The sequence below is a fragment of the Geodermatophilus sp. URMC 65 genome (assembly GCF_053502545.1).
In genome coordinates, this window is record NZ_CP199954.1 from 4994729 (window position 1) to 5017441 (window position 22713).

26 protein-coding genes and 2 riboswitches are annotated in these 22713 nt (G+C 74.7%); of the genes, 13 read left to right on the forward strand and 13 right to left on the reverse strand.

Going from position 1 to position 22713, the window contains the following annotated elements; all coding sequences use genetic code 11:
* Nucleotides 1-45 precede the first annotated feature (45 nt).
* The 3 genes from ACWIX7_RS24160 to ACWIX7_RS24170 form a co-directional block, all read right to left on the reverse strand.
* Nucleotides 46-1011 (reverse strand): NADPH:quinone oxidoreductase family protein, encoded by a 966-nt coding sequence (locus ACWIX7_RS24160; protein ID WP_448618940.1) that lies wholly within the window; start codon nt 1009-1011, stop codon nt 46-48.
* 80 nt (nt 1012-1091) lie between these two features.
* Nucleotides 1092-1760 carry a hypothetical protein gene (locus tag ACWIX7_RS24165; protein WP_448618941.1) on the reverse strand — a complete coding sequence of 223 codons (669 nt, stop codon included), beginning with the start codon at nt 1758-1760 and terminating at the stop codon, nt 1092-1094.
* A gap of 41 nt (nt 1761-1801) precedes the next feature.
* Nucleotides 1802-2332 (reverse strand): DNA-directed RNA polymerase subunit alpha C-terminal domain-containing protein, encoded by a 531-nt coding sequence (locus ACWIX7_RS24170; RefSeq protein ID WP_448618942.1) that lies wholly within the window; start codon nt 2330-2332, stop codon nt 1802-1804.
* Nucleotides 2333-2424: 92 nt separating this feature from the next.
* Between ACWIX7_RS24170 and ACWIX7_RS24175 the strand changes: the two genes are divergently transcribed.
* Both ACWIX7_RS24175 and ACWIX7_RS24180 read left to right on the forward strand, forming a co-directional pair.
* Entirely contained in the window at nt 2425-3267 is an 843-nt protein-coding gene (locus tag ACWIX7_RS24175; protein ID WP_448618943.1) for an alpha/beta hydrolase, read from the forward strand.
* A gap of 261 nt (nt 3268-3528) precedes the next feature.
* Nucleotides 3529-3648: riboswitch (cyclic di-AMP (ydaO/yuaA leader) on the forward strand.
* 1 nt (nt 3649) lies between these two features.
* The gene (locus tag ACWIX7_RS24180; RefSeq protein WP_448618944.1) at nt 3650-4477 is read left to right on the forward strand and encodes a LysM peptidoglycan-binding domain-containing protein; all 828 of its coding nucleotides are present in this window, start codon (nt 3650-3652) and stop codon (nt 4475-4477) included.
* Between the two features lie 68 nt (nt 4478-4545).
* On the opposite strand, the gene ACWIX7_RS24185 is transcribed toward ACWIX7_RS24180, so the two are convergent.
* The 3 genes from ACWIX7_RS24185 to ACWIX7_RS24195 all read right to left on the reverse strand — a co-directional run bounded on the left by ACWIX7_RS24185 (nt 4546) and on the right by ACWIX7_RS24195 (nt 6470).
* Nucleotides 4546-4698, reverse strand: coding sequence for a hypothetical protein (locus tag ACWIX7_RS24185; RefSeq protein WP_175479654.1), 153 nt, complete (start codon nt 4696-4698; stop codon nt 4546-4548).
* A 230-nt stretch (nt 4699-4928) separates the two neighbouring features.
* Nucleotides 4929-5966, reverse strand: coding sequence for an alpha/beta fold hydrolase (locus ACWIX7_RS24190; RefSeq protein WP_448618945.1), 1038 nt, complete (start codon nt 5964-5966; stop codon nt 4929-4931).
* A gap of 75 nt (nt 5967-6041) precedes the next feature.
* The gene (locus tag ACWIX7_RS24195; RefSeq protein WP_448618946.1) at nt 6042-6470 is read right to left on the reverse strand and encodes a MarR family winged helix-turn-helix transcriptional regulator; all 429 of its coding nucleotides are present in this window, start codon (nt 6468-6470) and stop codon (nt 6042-6044) included.
* A 136-nt stretch (nt 6471-6606) separates the two neighbouring features.
* Between ACWIX7_RS24195 and ACWIX7_RS24200 the strand changes: the two genes are divergently transcribed.
* The 6 genes from ACWIX7_RS24200 (at nt 6607) to ACWIX7_RS24225 (ending at nt 12155) form a co-directional block, all read left to right on the forward strand.
* Nucleotides 6607-7665, forward strand: a complete 1059-nt coding sequence (locus ACWIX7_RS24200; RefSeq protein WP_448618947.1) for a substrate-binding domain-containing protein — start codon at nt 6607-6609, stop codon at nt 7663-7665.
* 74 nt (nt 7666-7739) lie between these two features.
* The gene (locus ACWIX7_RS24205) at nt 7740-8069 is read left to right on the forward strand and encodes a zinc ribbon domain-containing protein (RefSeq protein ID WP_448618948.1); all 330 of its coding nucleotides are present in this window, start codon (nt 7740-7742) and stop codon (nt 8067-8069) included.
* Between the two features lie 3 nt (nt 8070-8072).
* Nucleotides 8073-8714 carry an AmiS/UreI family transporter gene (locus tag ACWIX7_RS24210; protein WP_448618949.1) on the forward strand — a complete coding sequence of 214 codons (642 nt, stop codon included), beginning with the start codon at nt 8073-8075 and terminating at the stop codon, nt 8712-8714.
* Between the two features lie 12 nt (nt 8715-8726).
* On the forward strand, nt 8727-9974 hold the full coding sequence (gene fmdA, locus ACWIX7_RS24215) for a formamidase (protein ID WP_448618950.1): 1248 nt from the start codon (nt 8727-8729) through the stop codon (nt 9972-9974).
* Between the two features lie 230 nt (nt 9975-10204).
* A riboswitch (cyclic di-AMP (ydaO/yuaA leader) is annotated at nt 10205-10357 on the forward strand.
* A gap of 288 nt (nt 10358-10645) precedes the next feature.
* Nucleotides 10646-11482 carry a hypothetical protein gene (locus ACWIX7_RS24220; RefSeq protein WP_448618951.1) on the forward strand — a complete coding sequence of 279 codons (837 nt, stop codon included), beginning with the start codon at nt 10646-10648 and terminating at the stop codon, nt 11480-11482.
* Between the two features lie 40 nt (nt 11483-11522).
* Nucleotides 11523-12155, forward strand: a complete 633-nt coding sequence (locus ACWIX7_RS24225; protein ID WP_448618952.1) for a class I SAM-dependent methyltransferase — start codon at nt 11523-11525, stop codon at nt 12153-12155.
* A 67-nt stretch (nt 12156-12222) separates the two neighbouring features.
* Here the strand turns inward: ACWIX7_RS24225 and phaZ are convergent, their stop codons facing one another.
* The 3 genes from phaZ to ACWIX7_RS24240 form a co-directional block, all read right to left on the reverse strand.
* The gene (gene phaZ / locus ACWIX7_RS24230; RefSeq protein WP_448618953.1) at nt 12223-13467 is read right to left on the reverse strand and encodes a polyhydroxyalkanoate depolymerase; all 1245 of its coding nucleotides are present in this window, start codon (nt 13465-13467) and stop codon (nt 12223-12225) included.
* 103 nt (nt 13468-13570) lie between these two features.
* On the reverse strand, nt 13571-15175 hold the full coding sequence (locus ACWIX7_RS24235; protein ID WP_448618954.1) for an acyl-CoA synthetase: 1605 nt from the start codon (nt 15173-15175) through the stop codon (nt 13571-13573).
* Nucleotides 15176-15279: 104 nt separating this feature from the next.
* Nucleotides 15280-16281: an alpha/beta fold hydrolase gene (locus tag ACWIX7_RS24240; RefSeq protein WP_448618955.1), complete on the reverse strand. Its 1002-nt coding sequence runs from the start codon at nt 16279-16281 to the stop codon at nt 15280-15282.
* 46 nt (nt 16282-16327) lie between these two features.
* On the opposite strand from ACWIX7_RS24240, the gene ACWIX7_RS24245 reads away from it, so the two are divergent.
* The 3 genes from ACWIX7_RS24245 to ACWIX7_RS24255 all read left to right on the forward strand — a co-directional run bounded on the left by ACWIX7_RS24245 (nt 16328) and on the right by ACWIX7_RS24255 (nt 19652).
* On the forward strand, nt 16328-18031 hold the full coding sequence (locus tag ACWIX7_RS24245; RefSeq protein ID WP_448618956.1) for an AMP-binding protein: 1704 nt from the start codon (nt 16328-16330) through the stop codon (nt 18029-18031).
* 16 nt (nt 18032-18047) lie between these two features.
* Nucleotides 18048-19187 carry an acyl-CoA dehydrogenase family protein gene (locus ACWIX7_RS24250; protein ID WP_448618957.1) on the forward strand — a complete coding sequence of 380 codons (1140 nt, stop codon included), beginning with the start codon at nt 18048-18050 and terminating at the stop codon, nt 19185-19187.
* 222 nt (nt 19188-19409) lie between these two features.
* Nucleotides 19410-19652, forward strand: a complete 243-nt coding sequence (locus tag ACWIX7_RS24255; RefSeq protein ID WP_448618958.1) for a hypothetical protein — start codon at nt 19410-19412, stop codon at nt 19650-19652.
* 16 nt (nt 19653-19668) lie between these two features.
* On the opposite strand, the gene ACWIX7_RS24260 is transcribed toward ACWIX7_RS24255, so the two are convergent.
* The 4 genes from ACWIX7_RS24260 to ACWIX7_RS24275 all read right to left on the reverse strand — a co-directional run bounded on the left by ACWIX7_RS24260 (nt 19669) and on the right by ACWIX7_RS24275 (nt 20843).
* Nucleotides 19669-19944, reverse strand: coding sequence for a hypothetical protein (locus tag ACWIX7_RS24260; protein ID WP_448618959.1), 276 nt, complete (start codon nt 19942-19944; stop codon nt 19669-19671).
* 2 nt (nt 19945-19946) lie between these two features.
* Nucleotides 19947-20195: a YncE family protein gene (locus ACWIX7_RS24265; RefSeq protein ID WP_448618960.1), complete on the reverse strand. Its 249-nt coding sequence runs from the start codon at nt 20193-20195 to the stop codon at nt 19947-19949.
* A 123-nt stretch (nt 20196-20318) separates the two neighbouring features.
* Nucleotides 20319-20579, reverse strand: a complete 261-nt coding sequence (locus ACWIX7_RS24270) for a YncE family protein (protein ID WP_448618961.1) — start codon at nt 20577-20579, stop codon at nt 20319-20321.
* A gap of 63 nt (nt 20580-20642) precedes the next feature.
* A complete protein-coding gene (locus ACWIX7_RS24275; RefSeq protein WP_448618962.1) occupies nt 20643-20843 on the reverse strand; it encodes a hypothetical protein in 201 nt (66 codons plus the stop codon).
* Between the two features lie 199 nt (nt 20844-21042).
* Between ACWIX7_RS24275 and ACWIX7_RS24280 the strand changes: the two genes are divergently transcribed.
* Both ACWIX7_RS24280 and ACWIX7_RS24285 read left to right on the forward strand, forming a co-directional pair.
* Complete coding sequence (locus ACWIX7_RS24280) at nt 21043-21597, forward strand: ester cyclase (protein ID WP_448618963.1); 555 nt, start codon at nt 21043-21045, stop codon at nt 21595-21597.
* Between the two features lie 37 nt (nt 21598-21634).
* Entirely contained in the window at nt 21635-22270 is a 636-nt protein-coding gene (locus ACWIX7_RS24285; protein ID WP_448618964.1) for a superoxide dismutase family protein, read from the forward strand.
* The last annotated feature ends 443 nt before the right edge of the window (nt 22271-22713 follow it).

The following is a 22713-nucleotide window of genomic DNA, read 5'->3' on the forward strand; positions in this document are numbered from 1 at the left end:
GATGCGCGAACGGTCCCGCTGCAGGGCGGGGGAGGCGGTCCTCCTTCAGCGCACCCGGAGCAGCACCTTGCCCGTGGCCCGGCGCTCGTCGAGCTCGGTGACCGCCGCGGCGGCGTCGGCGAGGTCGTGCACCGAGCCGAGGACCGGGTCGAGGGCGCCGCGCTCGAGCAGCGGCTGCAGGTCGCGCCACTGCTCCTGCACGTAGCCGGGGTCGCCCGTCCAGAACGCACCCCAGCCGACGCCGACGACCGAGACGTTGTTCAGCAGCAGCCGGTTGACCTTGACCGTGGGGATCTCCCCGCCGGTGAAGCCGAGGACCAGCAGTCGGCCCTCCCGCCCCAGGCTGCGCAGCGAGTCGGTGAAGCGGTCGCCGCCCACCGGGTCGGCCACGACGTCCACGCCGCGGCCGCCGGTGAGCTCCTTGACCCGGTCGCGGAACCCGTCGGCGAGCACGACCTCGTCGGCGCCGGCGGTCCGTGCGGTCTCGCCCTTGCCCTCGCTCGACACCACCGCGAGCACGCGCGCGCCGTAGGCCTTGGCCAATTGGATGCCCGCCGTCCCCAGGCCGCCGGCGGCGCCGTGCACCAGCACCGTCTCGCCCTCGCGCAGCTGACCGCGGCGGCGAAGCGCGAAGTGCATGGTCAGGTAGTTCATGGGCAGCGCCGCGCCCTGCTCGAAGCCCACCCGGTCGGGCAGCGGGAAGACGAGGCCCGGGTCGGCCGAGGCCACCTCGGCGAACCCGCCGAAGCCGGGGAAGGCCGCCACCCGCTGCCCGGGCTGCACGCCGCTGCCCTCGGGCGCGCTGCGCACCGTGCCGGCGACCTCGCTGCCGGGGACGAACGGCAGCTCCGGCTTGATCTGGTACTGCCCACGGCTGAGCAGCACCTCGGGGAAGGTCACGCCGGCGACGTGCACGTCGATCAGCACCTTCCCGTCCGCGTCGGGCTCGGGGACGTCGGCGACCGAGATGGCCGAGGGGCCGTCGAGGGTGGCGATCTGGGCGGCGCGCACGGGTCCTCCTGCACGGTGGGGGTACGGGGTCGCGAGCCTCTCAGAGCGGGTGACCGGCGTCGCACCACGGGGTGGCGGTCTCAGTCGGTCTCCGGCTGCTCGGTCGACTCCGGTCCGACGGCGGGGGCGGCGCCGCCGAGCTCCTTGCTGCGGGTGGGGTCGGCGTCCTCGAGCCTCGGGACGCGGGGGTCGTCGGGCAGCGGGGGAGCGGTCTCCTGGGGCCTGTCGTCGGCGGGGGGCGGGGTGCTGTCGGTGTCCATGCCCATGGGGTACCCGCTCGCCGGCTCGTCCTCGCGGGTGAACCGCACCTCCATCCACGGCTGCCAGGTCACGCCGTCCTCGGCCCGCTCCCACAGCGCGGTCATCGTCCGGCGATCCGAGGCGATGCGCAGGGTCGACCGTACGGCGGCCGTGGGGGCGTCCGGGTCGAACTGCGCGGCGCGGGCGACGTCACCGCCACCGGTGAAGTGCCAGGCGCCGTCGTCGTCGATGCGGACCCGCATGAGCGTGACGTCGCCGGTGTCGTCGTAGGAGCGGGCCAGCATCGCGTCGCCGTCCCGCTCGCCGATGATCTCGAGCGCCCGCACCGGCGTCCCGCCCACCAGGACGTCGACGGAGTGCACGAGGACGTGGCCGCCGGGGCCGGGCTCGTAGACGTCGCTGCCGGTGACGGGCACCGGGTCGTCGCCGAGGACGTGGCCCTCGGTGCGCCACCGGCCCACCACCGGCGCCAGGTCGGTGCGGGTCATGACGCCCATGGTGGGACAGCCGGGCGCGCCGCGGAACCGGCCTAGCGACCGACCAGCTGCCGCAGCCGGCGGACCGGCTCCCGGACGGCGCACACCGCCAGTCGCACCGGCAGGGTCGCGACGGCCTGACCGACCCGGACGCCGAGGCGCCACAGGTCGCCGTAGTCCGGCGGCGGCGGAGGCGCGCTCGGCGTGGGGTCGGCCGGGGGCGGCGTCGCGGGCACGATCAGGTCCACCGTCGTCCGGCGGCGCGTGCTGCGCAGCGACTCGAACGACGGGATCGCCGGGGCGGCGGGCGACTCCTCGTCGTCCGGATGCGTGTCCGGGGAGGAGAGCCGCTCCCCGCGCCCACCCGCGGCAACGCGGCCGGGCGGCTCCGGGACGACGCGGCGGATGGCCGCGATGCTGCCCGGGCCCAGCCCGTTGACCGCCAGCAGGTCGGCCCGGGTGAGGCCGGCGAGTTGTGCGGTCGTGGTGATCCCGGCCCGGGCCAGTGCGGTGACCGCCCGCGCGGGCAGGCCGAGGTCACTGACGGTCTCCCCGGGCGTGGTCCCCGGCGACGTGGTCGGCATGGTGTCCAACCTAGGACCGGCCGTCCGGCCGCACCGGTCCAGGTCTCCTGCAGGATGCGCAGCAGACCGCACCCGCGCAGGAGGACTCCCCGATGACCGCTGCTCAGCCCGTGCACGCCGAGGGCACCCTGGCCTCGGGGCTGTACCGGCAGGCCTGGACCGTCGAGGACCCGGTCGGCGCCGTCGTCCTGGTGCACGGCGCGCACGAGCACGGCGGCCGGTACCGGCACGTCGCCGAGCGGCTGGCCGCCGCAGGGTACGCCGCCCACGCCGTCGACCACCCCGGGCACGGCCGGTCCCCGGGTCGCCGCAGCAACATCGGCAGCATGGCCGCCGCCGTCGACGGCGTGGCCGAGCTGGTGCGGTTCGCCGGCGAGCAGCACCCCGGCGTCCCGCTGTTCGTCTACGGGCACAGCCTGGGTGGGCTGATCGCGCTGCAGTACCTGACCGGGACGCCGGACGCCCGGGTCGCCGGCGCGGTGGTCTCGGCGGCGGCCCTGGACACCAGCGCCGCGACCGCCGTCCAGCGGACCCTGGCGCCGCTGCTGTCGCGGGTCCTGCCCGACCTCGGCGTCCTGCGGCTCGACGCGGAGGCGGTCAGCCGGGACCCCGAGGTGGTCCGCGACTACTGGACCGACCCGCTCAACCACAACGGCCGGGTGGTCGCCCGCACCGGCGCCGAGCTGATGGCCACCGCGCTGGCCATGCCCCGGCGGCTGCCCTCGCTGACCATGCCGCTGCTCGTGCTGCACGGCACCGCCGACCGGCTCGTGCCGCCGGCGGCCAGCGAGGTCGTCCGGGCGCACGCCGGCTCACCCGACCTCACGGTCACGACCTACGAGGGGCTCTTCCACGAGCCGCACAACGAGCCCGAGAAGGACGACGTCCTGGCCGACGTCGTCGCCTGGCTCGACGCCCACCGTCCCTCCTCCTGACCGACCACCGCCGGCCGGGAGGCCGTGCGGCCGGGGCAGGAGTGACCACGGCTACACCGGCGCGACACGCCGCGTCGACCTGCGGCGCGCTGCTGGATAGCCGGTTTGTGACCGGCGTCACGACGACAGTGCACATGACTGCACGTAGCGTTTTGTGTGCGCTCAGCAAAGGAGAGAGCGCGGCGCCGGACCGCCAAACCCTGCCCACCGGTCGCCATCCAGATCCCAGGGCAGGGGTGGGGGACCCACGACCACGGCGCGCCACGACTCGAGCCGCACGGCTCGAGCCGAGGACCGCCTCGGGGTGAAGCCGCGGACCGCGGCCGGGCACCGATCGCCCGAACCCGACAGCTCACCTCGCCGGCGGTGATCGGAGATCACCATGGCCAAGCACCGCGCACCCCGCTACGTCCGCACCAAGAAGGTCCTCGCCAAGGCGCCCGTCGCCGCCGGCGCCACCGTCGTCGGGTTCGGCGTCCTGGGCTCCCCGTCCCAGGCCCTCGCCGGGACGACGGGCCCCCTCCCGGCTCACGCCGTCGAGGCCCCCGCCGCGACGGCGGTCGCCGACGCCGGCGCCCCGGAGGCCGGCTACACCGTCGAGCGCGGTGACACGATCGCGACGATCGCCGCCGCCCACGGTCAGTCGTGGCGGGACCTGTACCAGCGCAACGTCGGCGTCATCGGCGCCGACCCGAACCTGATCTTCCCGGGTCAGGTCCTCCACACCGCCGGCTCGGCGGCCGCCGCCCCGGCCGCCCCGGCTCCCGCCGCCGGCTCGGCCGGCGACGCCGCGCCCGCGCCGGTGGTCGCCCCGCTCGCCGCGGCGGCCGCTCCGGCACCAGCGGCCACCGCGCGCATCAGCAACAGCTCCGGCGACGTGGCCTCGCAGGTGCAGGTCGCGGCGAACCGGGTGGTCAGCGAGGTGTCCGGCGCCGGCTCGATCACCATCGGCGGCACCCGGGCCAGCGCCACCGACCCGAACGGCCACCCGTCCGGCCTCGCGCTGGACTACATGGTCATGTCCGACGCCGCCCTCGGCGACGCCATCGCCGAGTACCACATCGCCCACTGGGACGAGCTCGGCGTTGAGTACGTCATCTGGCAGCAGCGGATCCTGACCTCGCCGGACGGCGTGTGGAAGGCCATGGCCGACCGCGGCGGCGCGACGGCGAACCACATGGACCACGTGCACGTGAACTACGTCGGCTGAGTCCCCGGCCCGCACGTCGGCGGCCCTCCACCCCCTCGGTGGAGGGCCGCTGGTGTGCGGAGGGCCTCTCAGAGCAGCTCGTCGAGGTCGTCCGGGCCCGGACCGGTGCCGCCGGAGTCGCGCAGCGGCGAGGTGTCGGGCAGGTCGTCCTCGGGCGGCTCGGGCGCGACCGGACCCTCCGAGTACAGGGTGCTCGGGTCCCGCGGGTCCATCTCGCTCATGCCGACTCAGTGCCCCGGGGAGCCGCGGAGAACCGTCCGCGGGCAGCCCGACTCCGGGGTGGCGCTCGGTGCCCGCGGTCAGACGTCCTAGACATCTGTTGCGGAACCGTTCCGTCGACCGCATGCTGTCCCCGGCGGGGCCCCGGGGCAGAACCTGGGCGAGCTCCGCCGCCAGCTCCCCGCCGCCCCCGGGCCGCGGGTGCGGACCGGGCGGGGAAGCGCTCGCGCGGTCAGGCGGGACGGTCGAGCAGTTCCTTCAGCGTCCGGTCGACGACGTCGTTGTCGGCGGGGTTCATCCCGAGGCCGCCGAAGTGCCCCCAGATGGTGTCGATGACCCGGACCTCGCCCCGGGCGATGAACTGCGAGGCCCACTGCTCGTCCTCGGGGGGGAAGTAGAGGTCGGTCCGGGCGGGCATGGCCACCAGCGGGCAGCGGATCGAGCGCAGTGCCGCCTCGGTGTCCCCGTCGAAGCCCGGCGTCCGGCCGACGTCCCCGTGCTCCCAGGTCCAGAGCATCGCCAGCAGGTTGTTCGGGTCCCGGTCCCGGTCGAGCCAGAAGCCCTCCCAGAACCCGACCAGGAAGTCCTCGAGCGAGGAGTAGCCCATGGTCCGGTACTCGCGCTCCCAGTAGAACGCCTGCGACAGGCCCCACCCGGCGTAGATCCGGGCGAAGGCCCGCATGCCGGCGGTGGGGCGCGCGTCGGGGGAGTACTCGCCGCCCCGGAACGCCGGGTCGAGCGTCAGCGTGGCCCGCAGGCTCTTCAGGAACACCTGGTTGTGCTCGCTGGTGCGGCTGGAGCCGACGATCGGGGCGGCCCGCTTCACCATCTCGGGGTGGCTGACCGCCCACTGGTAGGTCTGGCCGGCCCCCATGGAGGAGCCGAGCACCAGCTCGATCGACTCGATGCCCCACTGCTGCGTGAGCAGGCGGTGCTGGGCCTCGATCTGGTCGGAGAAGGTGATCCGGGGGAAGTGGGGGCCGTCGAAGGGGGGAGGGGTGGTGCTCGGCGAGGTCGACAGGCCGTTGTTGAGCTGGTTCGGGACGACGATGAAGTACCGGTCCGGGTCGCAGGCCAGGCCCGGGCCGATCGACCACTCGTTGGCGTCGTGCCAGGCGCTGAACCACGTGGGGTGCACGATCACGTTGGACCGGTCGGCGTTCAGGGTCCCGTACGTCTTGTAGGCCAGTCGGGCGCCGCGCAGCGTCGCGCCGCTCTGCAGCGGCAGGTCGCCGAGGTCGAACAGCTCGTGGTCCGTCGGAGCCGGCACGGCGGGTTCCTCTCAGCTGGGAGGCCGGCCAGCCTGCTCGCCGCGATGTGCTCAGCGCAACCCCGAACGCCCGGGTCAGCGGGTCGCCAGCCGCTCCAGCAGCCGGCGGAGCGTGCGCGCCTCGGCCGAGGACAGCGCGGCGAGCCCGGCGCGCTCGGCCTCGGCGATCTGCGGGGCGAGCGACCGGCACAACGCCCGGCCGCGTTCGGCGGCGTGCACGACGACACGGCGACGGTCGGTCGCGTCGACGTTGCGGTAGAGCAGCGCGCGCTCCACCAGCCGGTCCACGAGCCGGGTCACGGTGGGCCCGGAGATGCGGGTGCGGCCGCTCAGGTCGCTCATGGACAGCGGGCCGGCCTCGGTCAGGGTGTGCAGCACCCGCCACTGGTCCAGGGTGAGGTCGCTCCCGACGAGGATCTCCTCGACGCGGGAGGTCAGGCCGGAGGTCACCTGCCGTAGCAGGTCGACGTGGGGCAGTGACCCCCCCGACGTCTCCTGTCGCATGCTCGCCTCTCCCTCGCCCGGGACCCTTCCCATGGCCGGGGCGGGTCAGCATAGTGATGCCCGACTCGGGCCGATTCTCGCAGAGGTCCGGGACGTCCCGCTCCAACGCCCGCGCACTCCACGCCTGGGGGGATCGATGCGTCGTCGGTCCGCAGAGGTCGCGCGGGTCGGGCTGGTCGTGCCCCTGCAGGGGCCCGCGGGCCTCTTCGGCCCGTCCTGCGAGGCGGTCGCGGCGACGGCGGTGCGGACCATCAACGACGCCGGCGTCCTCGGCCGGGAGCTGGCCGTCGAGGTCGTCGACGGGGGCGCGCGGCCGGAGCAGGTGGGCGCCGCCGTCGGCCGGCTGATCGACGCCGGGCGGATCGACGCGGTGACCGGCTGGCACATCTCGGCGGTCCGGCACGCCGTGGCCCCCGTGACCGCGGGGCGGATCCCCTACGTCTACACCTCGCTGTACGAGGGCGGGGAGTCCCGGCCGGGCGTCTTCTGCTCCGGTGAGACGCCCGCGCGGCAGATCGCACCCGCGCTGCGGTGGCTGCGCGACGTGTGCGGCGTGCGGCGGTGGTTCGTGGTGGGCGACGACTACGTCTGGCCCCGCGCCTCGGTCGCGGTCACCCGGGAGTTCGCCCGGCAGCTGGACCTGCGGCTGGTCGGGACGGCGTACGTGCCGCTGGGGACCGACGACTTCCGCGGCGTCGTCGGGCGCATCCGCGCCAGTGACGCCCAGGGGGTGCTGCTCTACCTGGTCGGGCAGGACGCGGTCCAGTTCAACCGCGTGTTCGCCGAGGAGGGACTGCAGGACGGGCTGGTCCGCTTCACCCCGCTCATGGAGGAGAACATGCTCCTGGCCAGCGGGGCGGAGGCGACGAGGAACCTCTTCGTCTGCGCGTCCTACTTCCGGTCGCTGGCCACGTCGTCGGCGCTGGAGTTCTGCGGCGACTACGTCGACCAGCACGGTCCCGACGCGCCACCGCTGAACAACGCCGCGGAGTCCTGCTGCGAGGGGCTCATGGCCCTGGCGGCCCTCGCCCGGCGCGCCGGCAGCTTCGACGTCCACCGGATGGTCGCCGTCGCCGACGGGCTGGGCTACGACGGGCCGCGCGGCCCGGTGTCCTTCGCCGGCAACCACCTCCAGCAGCGGGTCCACCTCGCCGTGGCCGACGGCTACGACTTCGACGTCCTCGCCGCGCTCTAGCGGGACCACCTGCGCACTCCTCTTGACAGTTCTTTTCACCTGAATAAGTTGCAGGTGAAAAGAACGGAGGAGTCATGGCCACGTACGTGTTCCGCTGCCCCGACTGCTCGGTGTTCGAGGTGGTGATCCCGATGTCCTCGCTGCGCTCCACGCACCCCTGCCCGACGTGCGCGGAGGAGTCCCCCCGGGTGTGGACCGCGCCCGCCCTGGCGACGACACCCGCCGCACTGCACCGCGCCGTCTCGGCCGCCGACGCCAGCGCCGAGGCGCCGCAGGTGGTCCGTTCGATCCCCGCCGGCAGGCCCCGGCCGCGGAGCCGGCGGTGGAGTCCCACCACGGGCGCCGCCCCGGTCAACGCGGCGCACCGTCCCGCGGGCCCGCACCCCTCACTGCCGCGCTGGTGACCCGTGGGCGCCGTCGGCCTGCTCTACGTCTGTGCCGTGCTCGTCGTCAACGGGTTCATGCTGCTGGGGCGCGTGAGCCCGCGCAGCGCCGCACCGCTGAACCTCTTCGTCGGCGGGCTCCAGGTGGTCACGCCGACCTACCTCATCATCGCCGCGGGCGGTGACCAGGCGCAGATCGCGCTCGCCGCGGGGCTCTACTACTTCGGCTTCACCTACCTGTGGGTGGGCATCAACGGCATCACCGGCTGGCCGGCCGAGGGACTCGGCTGGTTCTCCCTGGTCGTGGCCGCTGCCGCCGTGGGTTTCGCCGCCCACTCCTGGCTGGAGGTCGGTGACCGGACCTTCGCCGTCATCTGGCTGCTGTGGGCGGTCCTGTGGTTCTGCTTCTTCCTGCTGATGGCCGGGCACAAGGACCACCTCATCGGCGCGGTCGGCGTCCTGACCCTGGGGGAGGGGCTGCTCACGGCCGCCGTCCCGGCCTTCCTGATCATCACCGGTTGGTGGAGCGAGTCGCTCACCACTGCCCTCGTCGTCGCCGCCCTCGGGGTGCTCCTGCTCGTCGCCAGCGTCCCGCTCAGCCGGACCCTGTCCGCCTCCGCTCCGCCCACCCCCACCCAGCCCGGTGCCGCACCGGGCGCCCAGTGAGAGGAAACCGCCATGCCCGAGGTCGTGTTCAGCGTCGACCAGAGCAGGTCCATGCGGGACCAGGCCGTCCCCGGCCACAACCGCTGGCACCCGGACATCCCGCCGGCGGTCACCGTCCGTCCGGGGCAGGACTTCCGGGTGGAGTGCAGGGAGTGGACCGACGGCCAGATCGGCAACAACGACTCGGCCAACGACGTGCGGGACGTCGACCTCTCCCACGCCCACATGCTCTCCGGGCCGATCGCCGTGGAGGGGGCCGAGCCGGGTGACCTCCTGGTCGTCGACATCCTCGACCTCGGCCCGGTGCCGCAGGTCCAGGGCCCCAACTGCGGGGAGGGCTGGGGGTACTCCGGGATCTTCGCCAAGGTCAACGGCGGGGGCTTCCTCGCCGACTACTTCCCCGACGCCTACAAGGCCATCTGGGACTTCCGCGGGCAGAAGTGCACCTCCCGCCACGTCCCCGGGGTCGAGTACACCGGCATCACCCACCCCGGCCTGTTCGGCACCGCGCCGTCGGCGGACCTGCTGGCGCGCTGGAACGCCCGCGAGCGCGCGCTGATCGCCACCGACCCCGACCGCGTCCCGCCGCTGGGGCTGCCGCCGCTGCCCGACAACGTCCTGGGCGGCACGGCCACCGGTGACCTGCTCGGGGCGATCGGGCGGGACGGCGCCCGCACCGTCCCGGCGCGGGAGAACGGCGGCAACCACGACATCAAGAACTTCACCCGCGGCAGCCGGGTGTTCTACCCGGTGTACGTCGACGGCGGGCTGCTCTCCGGCGGGGACCTGCACTTCAGCCAGGGCGACGGCGAGATCAACTTCTGCGGCGCCATCGAGATGGGCGGCTTCATCGACTTCTCCGTCGACCTCATCAAGGGCGGCATGGAGACCTACGGCGTCACGACCAACCCGATCTTCATGCCCGGCCGGGTCGAGCCGCGCTACTCGGAGTTCCTGACGTTCATCGGTGTCTCGGTCGACCACCGCGACGACACGAACGTCTACATGGACGCGACGCTGGCCTACCGCAACGCCTGCCTGAACGCCATCCGCTACCTGGAGAAGTGGGGCTACACCGGCGAGCAGTCCTACCTCATCCTCGGCACCTCGCCGATCGAGGGCCGGATCGGTGGTGTGGTGGACATCCCCAACGCCTGCTGCTCGGTCTTCCTGCCGACGGAGATCTTCGACGAGGACATCCGGCCCGGCGGCCAGGGCCCGCAGCGCAGGGACCGCGGGCAGGTCTGCGTCACCTCCTGACCGAGGTGCTGCGGCCGGGCGCCGGCGGCCGACGGTCCGCCCGCGCCCGGCCCCCCGACCCGGCTTCCCGCCGGCGCTCGCACTCGCAGGACCCCTACACCCTCCGGCCCCCGATCCGGGGGTGGACGACGTGCATCACCTCACGAAAACGGGGCCGCGGATTGTCACAGTTCGATGACGCCGTTACGGTCGATGGGTCCGGTCGGTCGTTCCGCCTCCGAAGGGGGCCCGAGCGGACGCCGCCGAGTCGCCCCTTCGGGGCGAGCCGGGGACCCACCGCAGTACTGGGGTGAATCCGCTCCTGGACGCACGTCCGGGGGCAGGTAGGGCTGCTTCCCGCCCGAACCCGTCAGCTAACTCGGTAGGCGGCTCACGGAAGAAACGGAGAGCCGCCGGATGGCGTGCGCCTGCCCCGCTGCACCACCCCGCCGGCTCCGGTCCCGGGGGCGCTCGCGCACCTGACCGCCCGCGGCCGTCCGCAGCGGACGTCGCCCGCGCAGGCCCACCGGACCCCCCCGAGCACCTCAGCTCGACCGGCACCCCGCCGTTCCCCTCCGGTGCGCCCGCCCCGGCGCTCGCCGCACGGCCGCAGCCCCCTGCCGTCCGCACGCCTCCGCAGCTCCGCGCGCCCGCGCGCCGCTGCGCCCGCACCCCGGAGAACTCCCATCCCCATGGACACGCGCACTCCCACCTCTGGCCGCCTCGCCCGCGCACGCCGCCGTCCCGCCCTGTACCTGGGGGCGGCCACCGCCGGCGCCGTCCTGGCCGGCGTCGTCGTCGGCACCGAGCCGGCCGCGCAGGCCGGGGCCGCGCCGCCGCGGACCGTCAGCGTCGCCCAGGAGCTCGGGCTGACCGCCGGGTCCGGCCCGGTCGACGTCGCCACCGAGCTGCAGCCGCTGCAGGACCTCGCCGCCACCCGCAGCACCCGCGAGGCCGCCGAGACCGCTGCCCAGCAGGTCCAGGCCGCCGCCGACCAGGCGGTGCTCGACCGGCAGCGGGCCGAGGCCGAGGCCGCCGCGAAGGTCGCCGCGGACGCCGCCGCGAAGGCCGAGGCGGAGGCCGCGCAGGCCGCCGCCCCGGCGCAGGCGGGTGCGGCAGCTCCCGCGGCGGCCGCGCCCCGGGCCTCGGCCGCCTCGGCCGGCACGGTCGCGCGCGTCACCAACACCGCCGGCCCCGTCGCCGCGGTCGTGCAGGCCGCGGCCAACGCCGTCGTCAGCGCCGTGCCCGGCGCCGGCTCGATCACCCTGGGCGGCACCCGCCCGAGCGCGGCCGACCCGGGCGGCCACCCGTCCGGCCTGGCGCTGGACTACATGGTGATGTCCGACGCCGCCCTCGGGGACGCGATCGTCGAGTACCACAAGGCCCACTGGGACGAGCTCGGCGTCGACTACATCATCTGGCAGCAGCGGATGCTGTCCTCGCCGAACGGCTCCTGGAAGGCGATGGCCGACCGCGGCGGCGCGACGGCCAACCACATGGACCACCCGCACGTGAACTACCGAAGTTGACCTGCGGTTGCCCGCCGCGCCGGCGGGGCAGGACGGCACGATGGGCACCAGCTCCTCCCGTCCCGTCCCGCCGACCCTCGTCGACGCCAACCGGCTCTGGGTCGACTCACGCGTCCGTGCGCTGGTCCAGCGCCGCGTCGAGGCACCGGTCCTGCTCCGGCTGGGCGGGCCGGTGCCCGGCGGCCGGGTCCTGGAGCTCGGCACCGGGCGGCGCGGCACCGGGTTGCGCCTGGCGCTGGAGGTCTTCGGCGCCGCACACGCCGACGGCGTCGAGCGGTACGAGCCGAGCGTCGCGGCATGCCGGGCGGCGGTCCGCGACCTGGGCGGCCGGGTCGACGTGCAGCGCGGCGACGTGACGGCGCTGGTCGCGCAGGACGGGGCCTACGACGCGGTCTTCGGCTACCACGTCCTGCACCACGCCGACGCCTGGCGGGACGTGGTCCGGGAGGCGGCGCGGGTGCTGCGGCCCGGCGGGCGCCTCTACTCCTGCGAGATGACCGCGCGCTTCGTCGACAGCCGCCCGCTGCGGGCGGTCTCCCGCCACCCCGCCGACGGCGACCGGCCCACCCCGGACGGCCTCGCCGCCGCGTGCCGGGCGGCGGGGCTGACCGTGACCGCGCAGGACACCCGGCTCGCCGGCTGCTGGACGGCGCTGGTCGCGACCCGGCCCTGAGCCGGCCGGACCCTGAGCCGGCCGGACCCTGGGCCGGCCGGACCCTGGGCCGGCCGCCCGGCAGGCGTCAGAAGAGCGGGGTGACCGTCCGCGCGGTGTCGTGCTCGGCGATGAAGGCGCGGACGACCGGGTAGATCTCGGCCTCCCAACGCGAGCCGGCGAACACGCCGTAGTGACCCACGCCCGGCTGCAGGTGGTGCCGGCGCCGCTCGGGCGGGAGCCCGGTGCACAGCGCGTGCGCGGCCTCGGTCTGCCCGGGTGAGCACATGTCGTCCTGGGCGCCCTCGACGGTGAGCAGCGCGGTCTCCTCGATGAGCGAGGGGTCGACGTGCCGGCCCCGCCAGGTCAGGACGCTGCGGGGCAGGTCGTGCGCCATGAAGACGCGCTGCAGCGTCTCCAGGTAGAACTCCGCGGGCACGTCCATCACCGCGCCGTACTCGTCGTAGAAGGCGCGGGTGGCGGCCGCGGTCGCCTCGTCGCCGGCCACCATGGCGCGGTACATCCCCAGGTGGGCACCGAGGTGCCGCCGCGGGTTCATCGACATGAACGCCGCGAGCTGGGCGACCCCGGGGTAGACCCGCCGTCCGGCGCCCGGGTACCGGGCCGGGACGGTCGTGATCAGCAGCCGCTCGTACCGGGACAGCGGGACGCGGCCGGCGTTGGCGTTGACCCGGTTGGGGTTGACCCGGGTGTCGATCGGGCCGGCGATCAGCGTGAGGCTGCGCGGCTGGGCGGGGTCGTCGTCGGCGGCCAGCAGGGCGACGGCGGCGAGCACGAGCGGCGCGGGCTGGCACACGGCCAGGACGTGGGTGTCCCGGCCCAGGTGCCGCACGGCCTGCAGGACGTGGTCGACGTACTCGTCGAGCCCGAACCGGCCGGCGGACACCGGGACGTCGCGGGCGTTGTGCCAGTCGATGACGAACACGTCGTGGTCGGCCAGCAGGGTGCGCACCGTGGGGCGCAGCAGCGTGGCGAAGTGCCCGGAGATCGGCCCCACGACCAGCACCTGGGGCTGACCGGCGATGTCGGGCTTGGAGAAGTGCAGCACGTCGGCGAACGGCGTCGACAGCACCGGCTCCACGACCACCTCGGCGGCCCGCCCGTCGACGTCCACCGTGTCGATGCCCCAGTCGGGGCGGACGTGGGTGGCGCGTGCGTCGGCGACCACCCGGCAGGCCGCCCGCAGCCGGCGGGTCCCGGGCAGCGCGGCCAGCGGCGCGGGCAGTGCCTCGAGGGCACGCGCGGTCAGCGCTGTCGTCGTCCGGGCAGGAGCGGTCAGCCGCCGCTGCCACTCGTACGCGGTGTAGAGCACGGGTGTCCGCCCTTCGGAGCTCCTGCCGTGTGGCCGGTGCCACACCCTGCCGACGCTAACCGACGGCTCCGGGGGAGGGCCCGTCGGGACGCGCGGGCGCCGGTCAGCCGGCGAGGTCCGCGTACGCCATGCGCAGCTCGCGCTTGAGGATCTTGCCGCTGGCGTTCTTCGGCAGGCCGTCGGCGACGGCCACGTACCGGGGGGTCTTGTAGCCGGCGAGTCGCTCGCGGCAGAACGCCACGAGCTGGTCGGGGTCGACCGGCTGCCCGTCCCGGGGGACGACGACCGCGGCGACGGCCTCGATCCAGCGCGGGTGGGGGATGCCGAAGACGGCGACCTCCGCGACGGCGGGGTGCTGGTAGAGGACCTCCTCCACCTCGCGGCTGGCCACGTTCTCCCCGCCGGTCTTGATCACGTCCTTCTTGCGGTCGACGATCGTGATGTAGCCGTCCTCGTCGGCCACGCCGAGGTCGCCGCTGTGGAACCAGCCGTTGCGGAACGCCTCGGCCGTCTTCCCCGGGTCGTTCCAGTAGCCGGCGGTGGCGTGCGGGCTGCGGTGCACGATCTCGCCCTCGACGCCCGGGCCCACCGGGTCGTCGGCGTCGTCGACGACCCGGGTCTCGCTGTTGACCACCGCCGTGCCGGCCGACCCGGGCTTGCGCAGCTGGTCCTCGGGTGAGAGCACGAGGGCGACCGCGGACATCTCGGTCTGGCCGTAGAAGTTGAACAGCGCCATGTCGGGCAGCCTGCGGCGGAGCTCCTCGACGACGGCCACCGGCATGATGGACGCGCCGTAGTAGCCGGTGGCCAGCGACGAGAGGTCGCGGCGGTCGAAGTCGGGGTGCCGCAGCAGCCCGATCCACACCGTCGGCGGGCAGAACAGGCTGGTGATCCGCTCCCGCTCGACCGTCTCGAGCAGGGTGGCCGGGTCCGGCCCGTCCAGGACGACGTTCGTCCCGCCCAGGTAGAGGTTCGGCATCAGGAAGCAGTGCTGGGCCGCGACGTGGAACAGCGGCAGCGCGTGCAGGGCGACGTCCCCCGCGGTGTAGCGGCCGTCGACGATGCAGCTGACGTACTGGGCGATGAGGCTGCGGCTGGTCATCATCACGCCCTTGGGCCGCGACTCGGTGCCGCTCGTGTACATCAGCTGCAGCACGTCGTCGTCGGCGACGTCCACCTGCGGTGCGGTGGGGTCGCCGTGCGCGGTCCAGGTCTCGACCGCCTCCCAGCCCTCCGGCAGGCTCCGGGATTGCTGGGAGGCGGTGGAGCCCAGGACGCCGCGGACCCGGACCGACTCCGCGCGCCCGGCCTCCTCGATCGCCTCCTGCGCCACCGGCAGCAGCGCGGACTCGGCGACGACGCCGATCGCCGCGGAGTGCTCGAGGATGTAGGCCACCTCGCCGGCCCGGAGCATGAAGTTCACCGGGACGGCGATCGCACCCAGCCGCGCGAGCGCGAAGGTCAGCACCACGTACCCGTCGTCGTTGTGGGACAGCAGCGCGACCCGGTCGCCCTTGGACACGCCCCGTTCGGCCAGGGCGTTGGCGGTGCGGTCGGCCGCGGCGTCCAGTTCGGCGTAGGTGTGGGAGCGGTCGCGGAAGCGCAGGGCGGTCTTGCCCGGCACCCGGGCCGCGGAGCGGCGCAGCAGGTCGCCGAGGGCGTGCCGGCGGGCGCGGGCGATCGTCGTGGTCAGCGCGTCGTCGAACACGGAGGGCCTCCCGGGGCCGGCAGCGGTCGGGGTCGGTGGCGCCCGGGACGGTGGTCCGGGTCACGCACACGAGTACCACGGAGAGCCGGGGACCGGCCCCGGTGCTACCTCCCGGAGTGGGCGCGGACCTGCTCGACGGAGGCGCCGGCGTCCTGGTCGCCCAGGAAGTCCTCGACCAGCGCGCAGCCCTGCTCCGGGTCCTCGAACAGGAACAGGTGGCCGCTGTCGACCATCTCCAGCCGGGCGTGCGGCAGGGCGGTCGCGAGGATGTCGGCGTTGCGGGGCCGCGCGAGCGGGTCCCGCCGCGCGCCGATCACCAGGGTCGGGTGGTCGAGCTGGCGCAGCCAGCACCGGCTCGACCAGCCGGAGACGGCGTAGAGCTGCTGCGTGTAGCCGGCGAGGCTGGGCGGCCGGTGCAGCCGAGCCCGGCCGTGGAGCGAGTCGGCGGCCGCCCGCGGGCTGGTGCCGAACAGCAGCGGCGCGGTCAGCCGCAGGTAGGTGCGCGAGTAGTAGCGCGCCGGCGAGCTCATCAGCGCCAGGACCCAGGGCCACGGCGGCTGACCGCCCACGCCCGGCGTCGTGGCGGCCAGCACGAGCGCCCGCACGCGCTCCGGCGCCTGGTGGGCCAGCTGCTGGGCCAGCGCGCCGCCCCACGAGTAGCCCAGGACGTCCACCCGGTCCAGCCCCAGGGCGTCGAGCACCTGCGTCACCAGCTGCGCGTAGCCGCGCATCCTCAAGCCCACCCGCAGCGCAGGGGACCCGCCCGTCCCGGGCACGTCCAGCATGACCAGCCGGCGCCCGGTCAGGTGGCGTGCAGCGGGCTCCCACATCTCGATGTTGGCGCCGATGCCGCTGAGCAGCAGCAGCGGCGGGCCCTCACCGGCGACCGCGACGCGCACCGTGGCCGAGGCCGTGCGCACCGTCGAGTACACGGGGGGCCAAGCCGTGCTGGCTGCGCCTGCGCCGTCCCGGGACACCCGGGGGACGATACGCAGCGCCTCCGGTGGCCGCTCGGCGCGCCGGCCGGCCGGGCCGGGTCGGAGGACACCGGCGACGCGGGCCGCGGTGCGGTCGTGCACCCGTACGGAAGTGGTGTCCTGCGCCACCATGGACGACGCTGACCGCGCTCGACCACGCAGAGGGAGGACCCCGATGGACGTCGCCGAGGCCTACCGGGCCAGCCGGGACCAGCTGCTGGCGCTGCGCGGCCGGCACGAGACGGCGGTCGCCGAGTTCCGCTGGCCCGAGCTGGGGGAACGGTTCAACTGGGCGGTCGACTGGTTCGACGCCGTCGCGCGGGGCAACGACCGTCCCGCCCTGGTCCTCGTCGCCGAGGACGGGACGACGACGCGGCGCTCCTTCGACGAGATGGCGCGGCGCTCCGACCAGCTGGCCGCCTGGCTGGCCGGCCGCGGCGTGCGCAGGGGCGACCCGGTGCTGCTCATGCTCGGCAACCAGGTCGAGCTGTGGGAGTCGATGCTGGCCGTGATGAAGCTCGGCGCGGTGATCGTGCCGACCACCACGGCGGTCGGCCCCGCGGACCTGGTCGACCGGATCACCCGCGGCGGCGCGCGGCACGTCGTCTGCAACGCCGCCGACGTCGGGAAGTTCGACCAGGTCCCCGGCGACCACACGCGGATCAGCGTGGGGCCGGCCGAGGGCTGGGCGGACCTGCGGGCGGCCGCCGACCTCGAGCACGCGCCGGTCGAGCACCCGGGGACCGCGCCCGGCGACCCGCTGCTGCTGTACTTCACCTCGGGGACGACGTCGCGCCCCAAGCTGGTCGAGCACACGCAGGTCTCCTACCCGGTCGGGCACCTGTCGACGGTGTACTGGCTGGGCCTGCAGCCCGGCGACGTGCACCTCAACATCTCCTCGCCCGGCTGGGCCAAGCACGCCTGGTCCTGCTTCTTCGCCCCGTGGATCGCCGAGGCGACGGTCGTCGTGCACGACTACCGCCGCTTCGACCCGACCACGCTGCTGGGGCTGATCCGCGAGCACGGCGTGACCACCTTCTGCGCGCCCCCCACGGTGTGGCGGATGCTCGTCAACGCCGACCTCTCCGGCGGCCCCGGCGCGTTGCGGGAGGTCCTGGCCGCCGGCGAGCCGCTCAACCCCGAGGTCATCGAGCAGGTCCGCCGCGCCTGGGGGCTGACCGTCCGCGACGGCTACGGCCAGACCGAGACGACCGCGCAGGTCGGCAACACCCCCGACTCGGAGGTCAGGCCCGGCTCCATGGGGCGCCCGCTGCCCGGGGTGCCGGTGGTGCTGGTCGACCCGGTCGGCGGCCGCCGCGTCGAGGGGCCGGGGGAGGGGGAGATCTGCCTGGACCTCTCGCCGTACCCGCTACCGCTGATGACCGGCTACCAGGGCGACCCCGAGCGCGACGCCGAGGCCAAGGCCGGCGGTTACTACCACACCGGGGACGTCGCCAGCGTCGACGCCGACGGCTACATCACCTACATCGGACGCACCGACGACGTCTTCAAGGCCAGCGACTACAAGATCAGCCCGTTCGAGCTCGAGTCGGTCCTCATCGAGCACCCGGCCGTCGCCGAGGCCGCCGTCGTCCCCGCGCCCGACGCCCTGCGGCTGGCCGTGCCCAAGGCCTACGTCACGCTGGCCCCGGGGCACGAGCCGACCGAGGAGACGGCGCTGTCGGTGCTGCGGTACGCCCGCGAGCGGCTCAACCCCTACCAGCGGGTGCGGCGCATCGAGTTCGCGGAGCTGCCCAAGACCATCTCGGGGAAGATCCGGCGGGTGGAGCTGCGCGCCCGCGAGGAGGAACTCGCCGGCGCCGACAGCCGTTCGGGCGTCGAGTGGCGCGACGACCAGTTCCCCGAGCTGAAGAACTGATCCTGGAGGACCTGCCGTGACCGTCGACCGCCTGGTGCCCAGCGAGGAGGCCGAGGACCTGCTCGCGCTCGTCCGCGAGGTCGCCGACAAGGAGCTGGCGACCCGCGTGGACGAGCACGAGCGGGCCGAGACCTATCCCGAGGGGCTGTTCGCCACCCTCGGCGGGCTCGGCCTGCTCGGCCTGCCCTACCCCGAGGAGCTCGGCGGGGGCGGACAGCCCTACGAGGTCTACCTGCAGGTGCTCGAGGAGCTCGGCGCGCGCTGGGCGGCGGTGGCCGTGGCGGTGTCGGTGCACGGGCTGTCCTGCCACCCGCTGGCCACCTTCGGCACGCCGGAGCAGCAGGAGCGCTGGTTGCCGCGGATGCTCGCCGGTGAACTCGTCGGCGGCTACTCGCTGTCCGAGCCGCAGGCCGGCTCCGACGCCGCGGCGCTGGCCTGCAGGGCGGAGCGGACCGAGGGCGGGTACCGGGTGACCGGCACCAAGTCGTGGATCACCCACGGTGGGAAGGCCGACTTCTACGCGCTGTTCGCGCGCACCGGCGAGGGCTCCCGCGGGATCTCCTGCTTTCTCGCGCCCGGGCAGGTCGAGGGGCTGTCGTTCGGCCGGCCCGAGGAGAAGATGGGCCTGCACGCCATCCCGACCACGATGGCCAACTGGGACGGCGCGCTGATCGAGGCCGACCGGCTCATCGGGGCCGAGGGACAGGGTCTGCCGATCGCGTTCTCCGCGCTGGACTCCGGGCGGCTGGGCATCGCCGCGGTCGCCACCGGCCTGGCGCAGGCGGCGCTGGACACCGCGGTGGACTACGCGCACCAGCGCAGCACCTTCGGCCGGCGGATCATCGACCACCAGGGGCTGGGCTTCCTGCTCGCCGACATGGCCGCCGCGGTCGACACCGCGCGGGCCACCTATCTGGACGCCGCCCGCCGCCGCGACGCCGGGCGCCCGTACAGCCGGCAGTCGTCCGTGGCCAAGCTGGTCGCCACCGACGCCGCGATGAAGGTGACCACCGACGCCGTCCAGGTGCTCGGCGGGTACGGCTACACCCGTGACTTCCCGGTCGAGCGGTACATGCGCGAGGCCAAGGTCATGCAGATCTTCGAGGGCACCAACCAGATCCAGCGCCTGGTCATCAGCCGCCAGCTCGCCCGCTGACGGTCCGCCTCGGACGGCGGACGGCGGCCGGAGTGCCGTCGACGGACGCAGCGCGCTGCGAACGCGCCCCCGCCACCGATCCCACCGGTGCGGGACGGGGGACAGCCCCACCCGGATGACGGGGGACCCGACCGGCGGAGTGGGGGTTGCCTCGATGACCCGGCGCCCGGGGGACCGCCAGGCTCTGTCCACAGAGGAGCCCGACCGCCCGAGGAGCTGACGATGATCACGACCACCGCCATCCCGACCAGCACCGCCATCCCGACCAGCACCGCCACCCCGATCACCGCCAGCCTGCAGACCGTCCTCGAGGACGACTTCGCCCTGACGCGCTCCGAGTGGTCCGCGGCCCGCTCGCAGCGGCAGCGGAAGGACACCCCGGCCCACCGCGCCGCGGTCGCCCAGGCCGGCGCCCGCATCGACGCCGTCCTGGACATGTACCTCGACGCGCGCCTGGCCGCGTGAGAGGTACCGGACCGGCTCAGCCCGCCAGGTCCAGGGGTACGAGCACCCCGGCGTTGAGCACGCTGACGTAGGCCCGGCTGCCGTCCGGCAGCACCGCGACGGAGGTCGGCCCGACACCGACCGGCAGCCGCGCGGTCGCCTCGGACGTCTCGCCGTTGACCACCCCCGCCACGGCGTCAGCGGTGACGGTCGCGACGTAGGCGAACCGGCCGTCGGTCGACCAGGTGATGTCCTGCGGGTTCTGGTCCACCGGGATGCTGGCGACGACCGAGTTGCTGTCCGTGTCGATCATCGTCACCGAGCCGGAGTCGTAGTTGGCGTTGGGACCAGCGGCCGGTCCTGGTGCACCGCCGCGCTGTGCGGGCTGGTCCCCACCGGGATCTGGCTGGCCACCTCGAGGGTCCCCGGGTCCTGCTGGGTCACGAGGTTGGACTTGTGGTTGGCGACGTAGGCCCGCGACCCGTCGGGGGTGAACTCGATCCAGTGCGGGTTGGGCGGCACCTGCACCTCGGGGACCATCTCGTTCGGCGCCGTGTCGATCACCGAGATCGTGCCCGAGCCGTGGTCGGGCACGAACAGCCCGCGACCCGTCCCGGGTCACCGCGCCGAGGTAGGGCCGCGTGCGCACCGGGATCGTTGGGAGCACGTCGTTGTCGGCGGTGTCGATCACGGCGACGGCGGCGATCGGGCGCTCGTCGTTGTACACGCTGACGTAGAGCCGCTGCCGTCGGGCGCGAAGGTGAGGAACTGCGGCGACCCGGCTGGGACCGGGATCGTGGCGGTCACCGCGTCGACGGCGGAGTCGACCACGGTCACCACACCCGCCGTCCGGTTCGCCACGTAGAGCTGCCGGCCGTTGGGTGAGACGGCGACGAAGCCGGGGGTCGCACCCACGTCGATCGGCTCCCCGATGGAGGGGATCGGCACCGCGGTCAGCGGCGGTGGTGTCGGGACGTCGGACGGCGCAGGTCCCGGGACGTCCCGGTCGCGCTAGGACGCGCCCACCCCGGCGTCCTCCTCGTGCGCCGCGGTGACGGGGTCGTCGTCGCGCAGCAGCACCAGCGCGAGGGCGACGCTGAGGACCACCACCAGCAGGGCCGCGGCGCCGGCCAGCACCGCGCCGCGGCCGGACCGACCGGACCCCTTCGGCCCCGCACCGGGGACGCCCTCCGGCGGGCCCGCCGAGCCCATCGGACCCGCGGGACCCATCGGCCCGTGCCGGCCCGGGCCCATCGCGCCCGGCCCATCCGGACCCATCGGGCCCGGCGCACCCGAGCCCGGGAACGGGCCGCCGACAGGAGGCGGGCGGTCCCCGCGGCCGGCCGCCCGAGGCGGGGACCACGGCGGCCACGTCCTGCTCGCGTACCGGCTGGGGTCGGCGGCACGCCAGGTGTTCGAGCGGCTCGGGATCGACCGGCGCATCGTCCCGCAGTGGAACCGCCACGACGTCGCCGGGATCCTGGCGCACTACGACGAGCAGATCACCTGGCACGACGTGGCCCGGGGGCAGACGCACTGGGGGAGACGGGAGGTCGGTGCCCACGTGACGGCGTTGTACACCGCGCTGCCGGACCTGCGGCTGGACCTCACCACCCGGCTGCCGCACGGCGACCTCGTGGCCGAGGAGTACACGATCACCGGCACCCACCTGGGCGAGCTGTTCGGCATCCCGCCGACCGGTCGGCCGCTGCACATCCGGGCGGTCAGCGTCGTCCGGATGCGCGACCGCCTCCCCGAGGACACCTCCTACGTCGACCTGGCCGGGGTCCTCGGTCAGCTGGGCCTGTTCCCGCCGCTCGGCCGCGCCGAGAGCCGCTGGGGGCGGCTGGGCCTGCGGGTGGCCGCCCTGGTGCGCTCGCCCCGGCGCGGCGTGGCGACACACCGGGCCCGGCGCGGCGGCTGGGACCCAGGCCTGGCCCGGCGGCGCCCCATCGGAGGACGCTGACGGACCGCCGCCCCTCGCCTGACCCCAGGAGGCCCCGATGCGCCGACCGGTCGTCACCTCGGTCCTGTCCGCGTGTGCGCTGGTCGTCGTTGGCGGCTGCGGGGGTACCGACGAGGCCCCGTCGGCGTCCACCGGTGGAGAGACCGCGGCCACGGGGTCCGCGTCGCCCGAGGCCGGTGCCGGGGAGCTCACGGCCCGGCTGGTCGACCCGGAGGGCGGGGAGGTGGGCGTCGCGACCCTCACCGAGGTGGACGGCGGCACGCAGGTCGACGTCCGCGTGACCGGCCTCCCGCCCGGTTTCCACGGGTTGCACGTGCACGCCGTCGGACTCTGCGAGCCGGACAGCCCCAGCCCGGCCGACCCATCGATGTCGGGGGACTTCCTGTCGGCCGGCGGGCACATCGGTGCCGGCGCGGTCGACCACGGGGAGCACGCCGGTGACCTGCCCGTGCTGTACGTGACCGAGGGCGGCGCCGGGACGCTCACGGCCGTCACCGACACGCTGACCCGCGACCAGCTCACCGACGAGGACGGCAGCGCGGTGATGGTGCACGCCGGCCGGGACAACTACGCGCACGTCCCCGAGCGCTACGCACCTGGTGGCCCCGACGAGATGACGCGGAACACCGGCGACGCCGGAGGCCGCATCGCGTGCGGGCCGGTCGAGGGCTGACGCGTCCGCGTCCCCGGCGCGATCGATCCGCGGGGCCGGCAGCAGGGCCGGTGCCGAGGCCCCCGGCCGGGGATGCCGGGGCCTGCACGCCACAGCCGAGCTGGTCGTCCACCGACGCGGCGATGCGGATGACCACCGGCGCGCGCAGGTGCTCGGCGGGTACGGCATGACCGGGCAGGTGCGGTCGGAGGCATGCTCGGCGGGGACCCGAGGCGACTGCGCTGGGATCGGCACGGCCGCCGTCCGCCGAGGGGACGTCGGACCCGCCGCACGGGGCATCCGCGAAGGCTGGAACCTGCCGCTGTACACGGTTACTCTCGGTCCGTTTGAGACCCACCTCACACCGCTGAACAGACGGCGGCGCAGGTCCCACGGCTGGGGGCCGATGACTCGACCGCACGCCAACCGGGCGGGCCCGATGGACGCCCGAGCAGCCGCCCTGC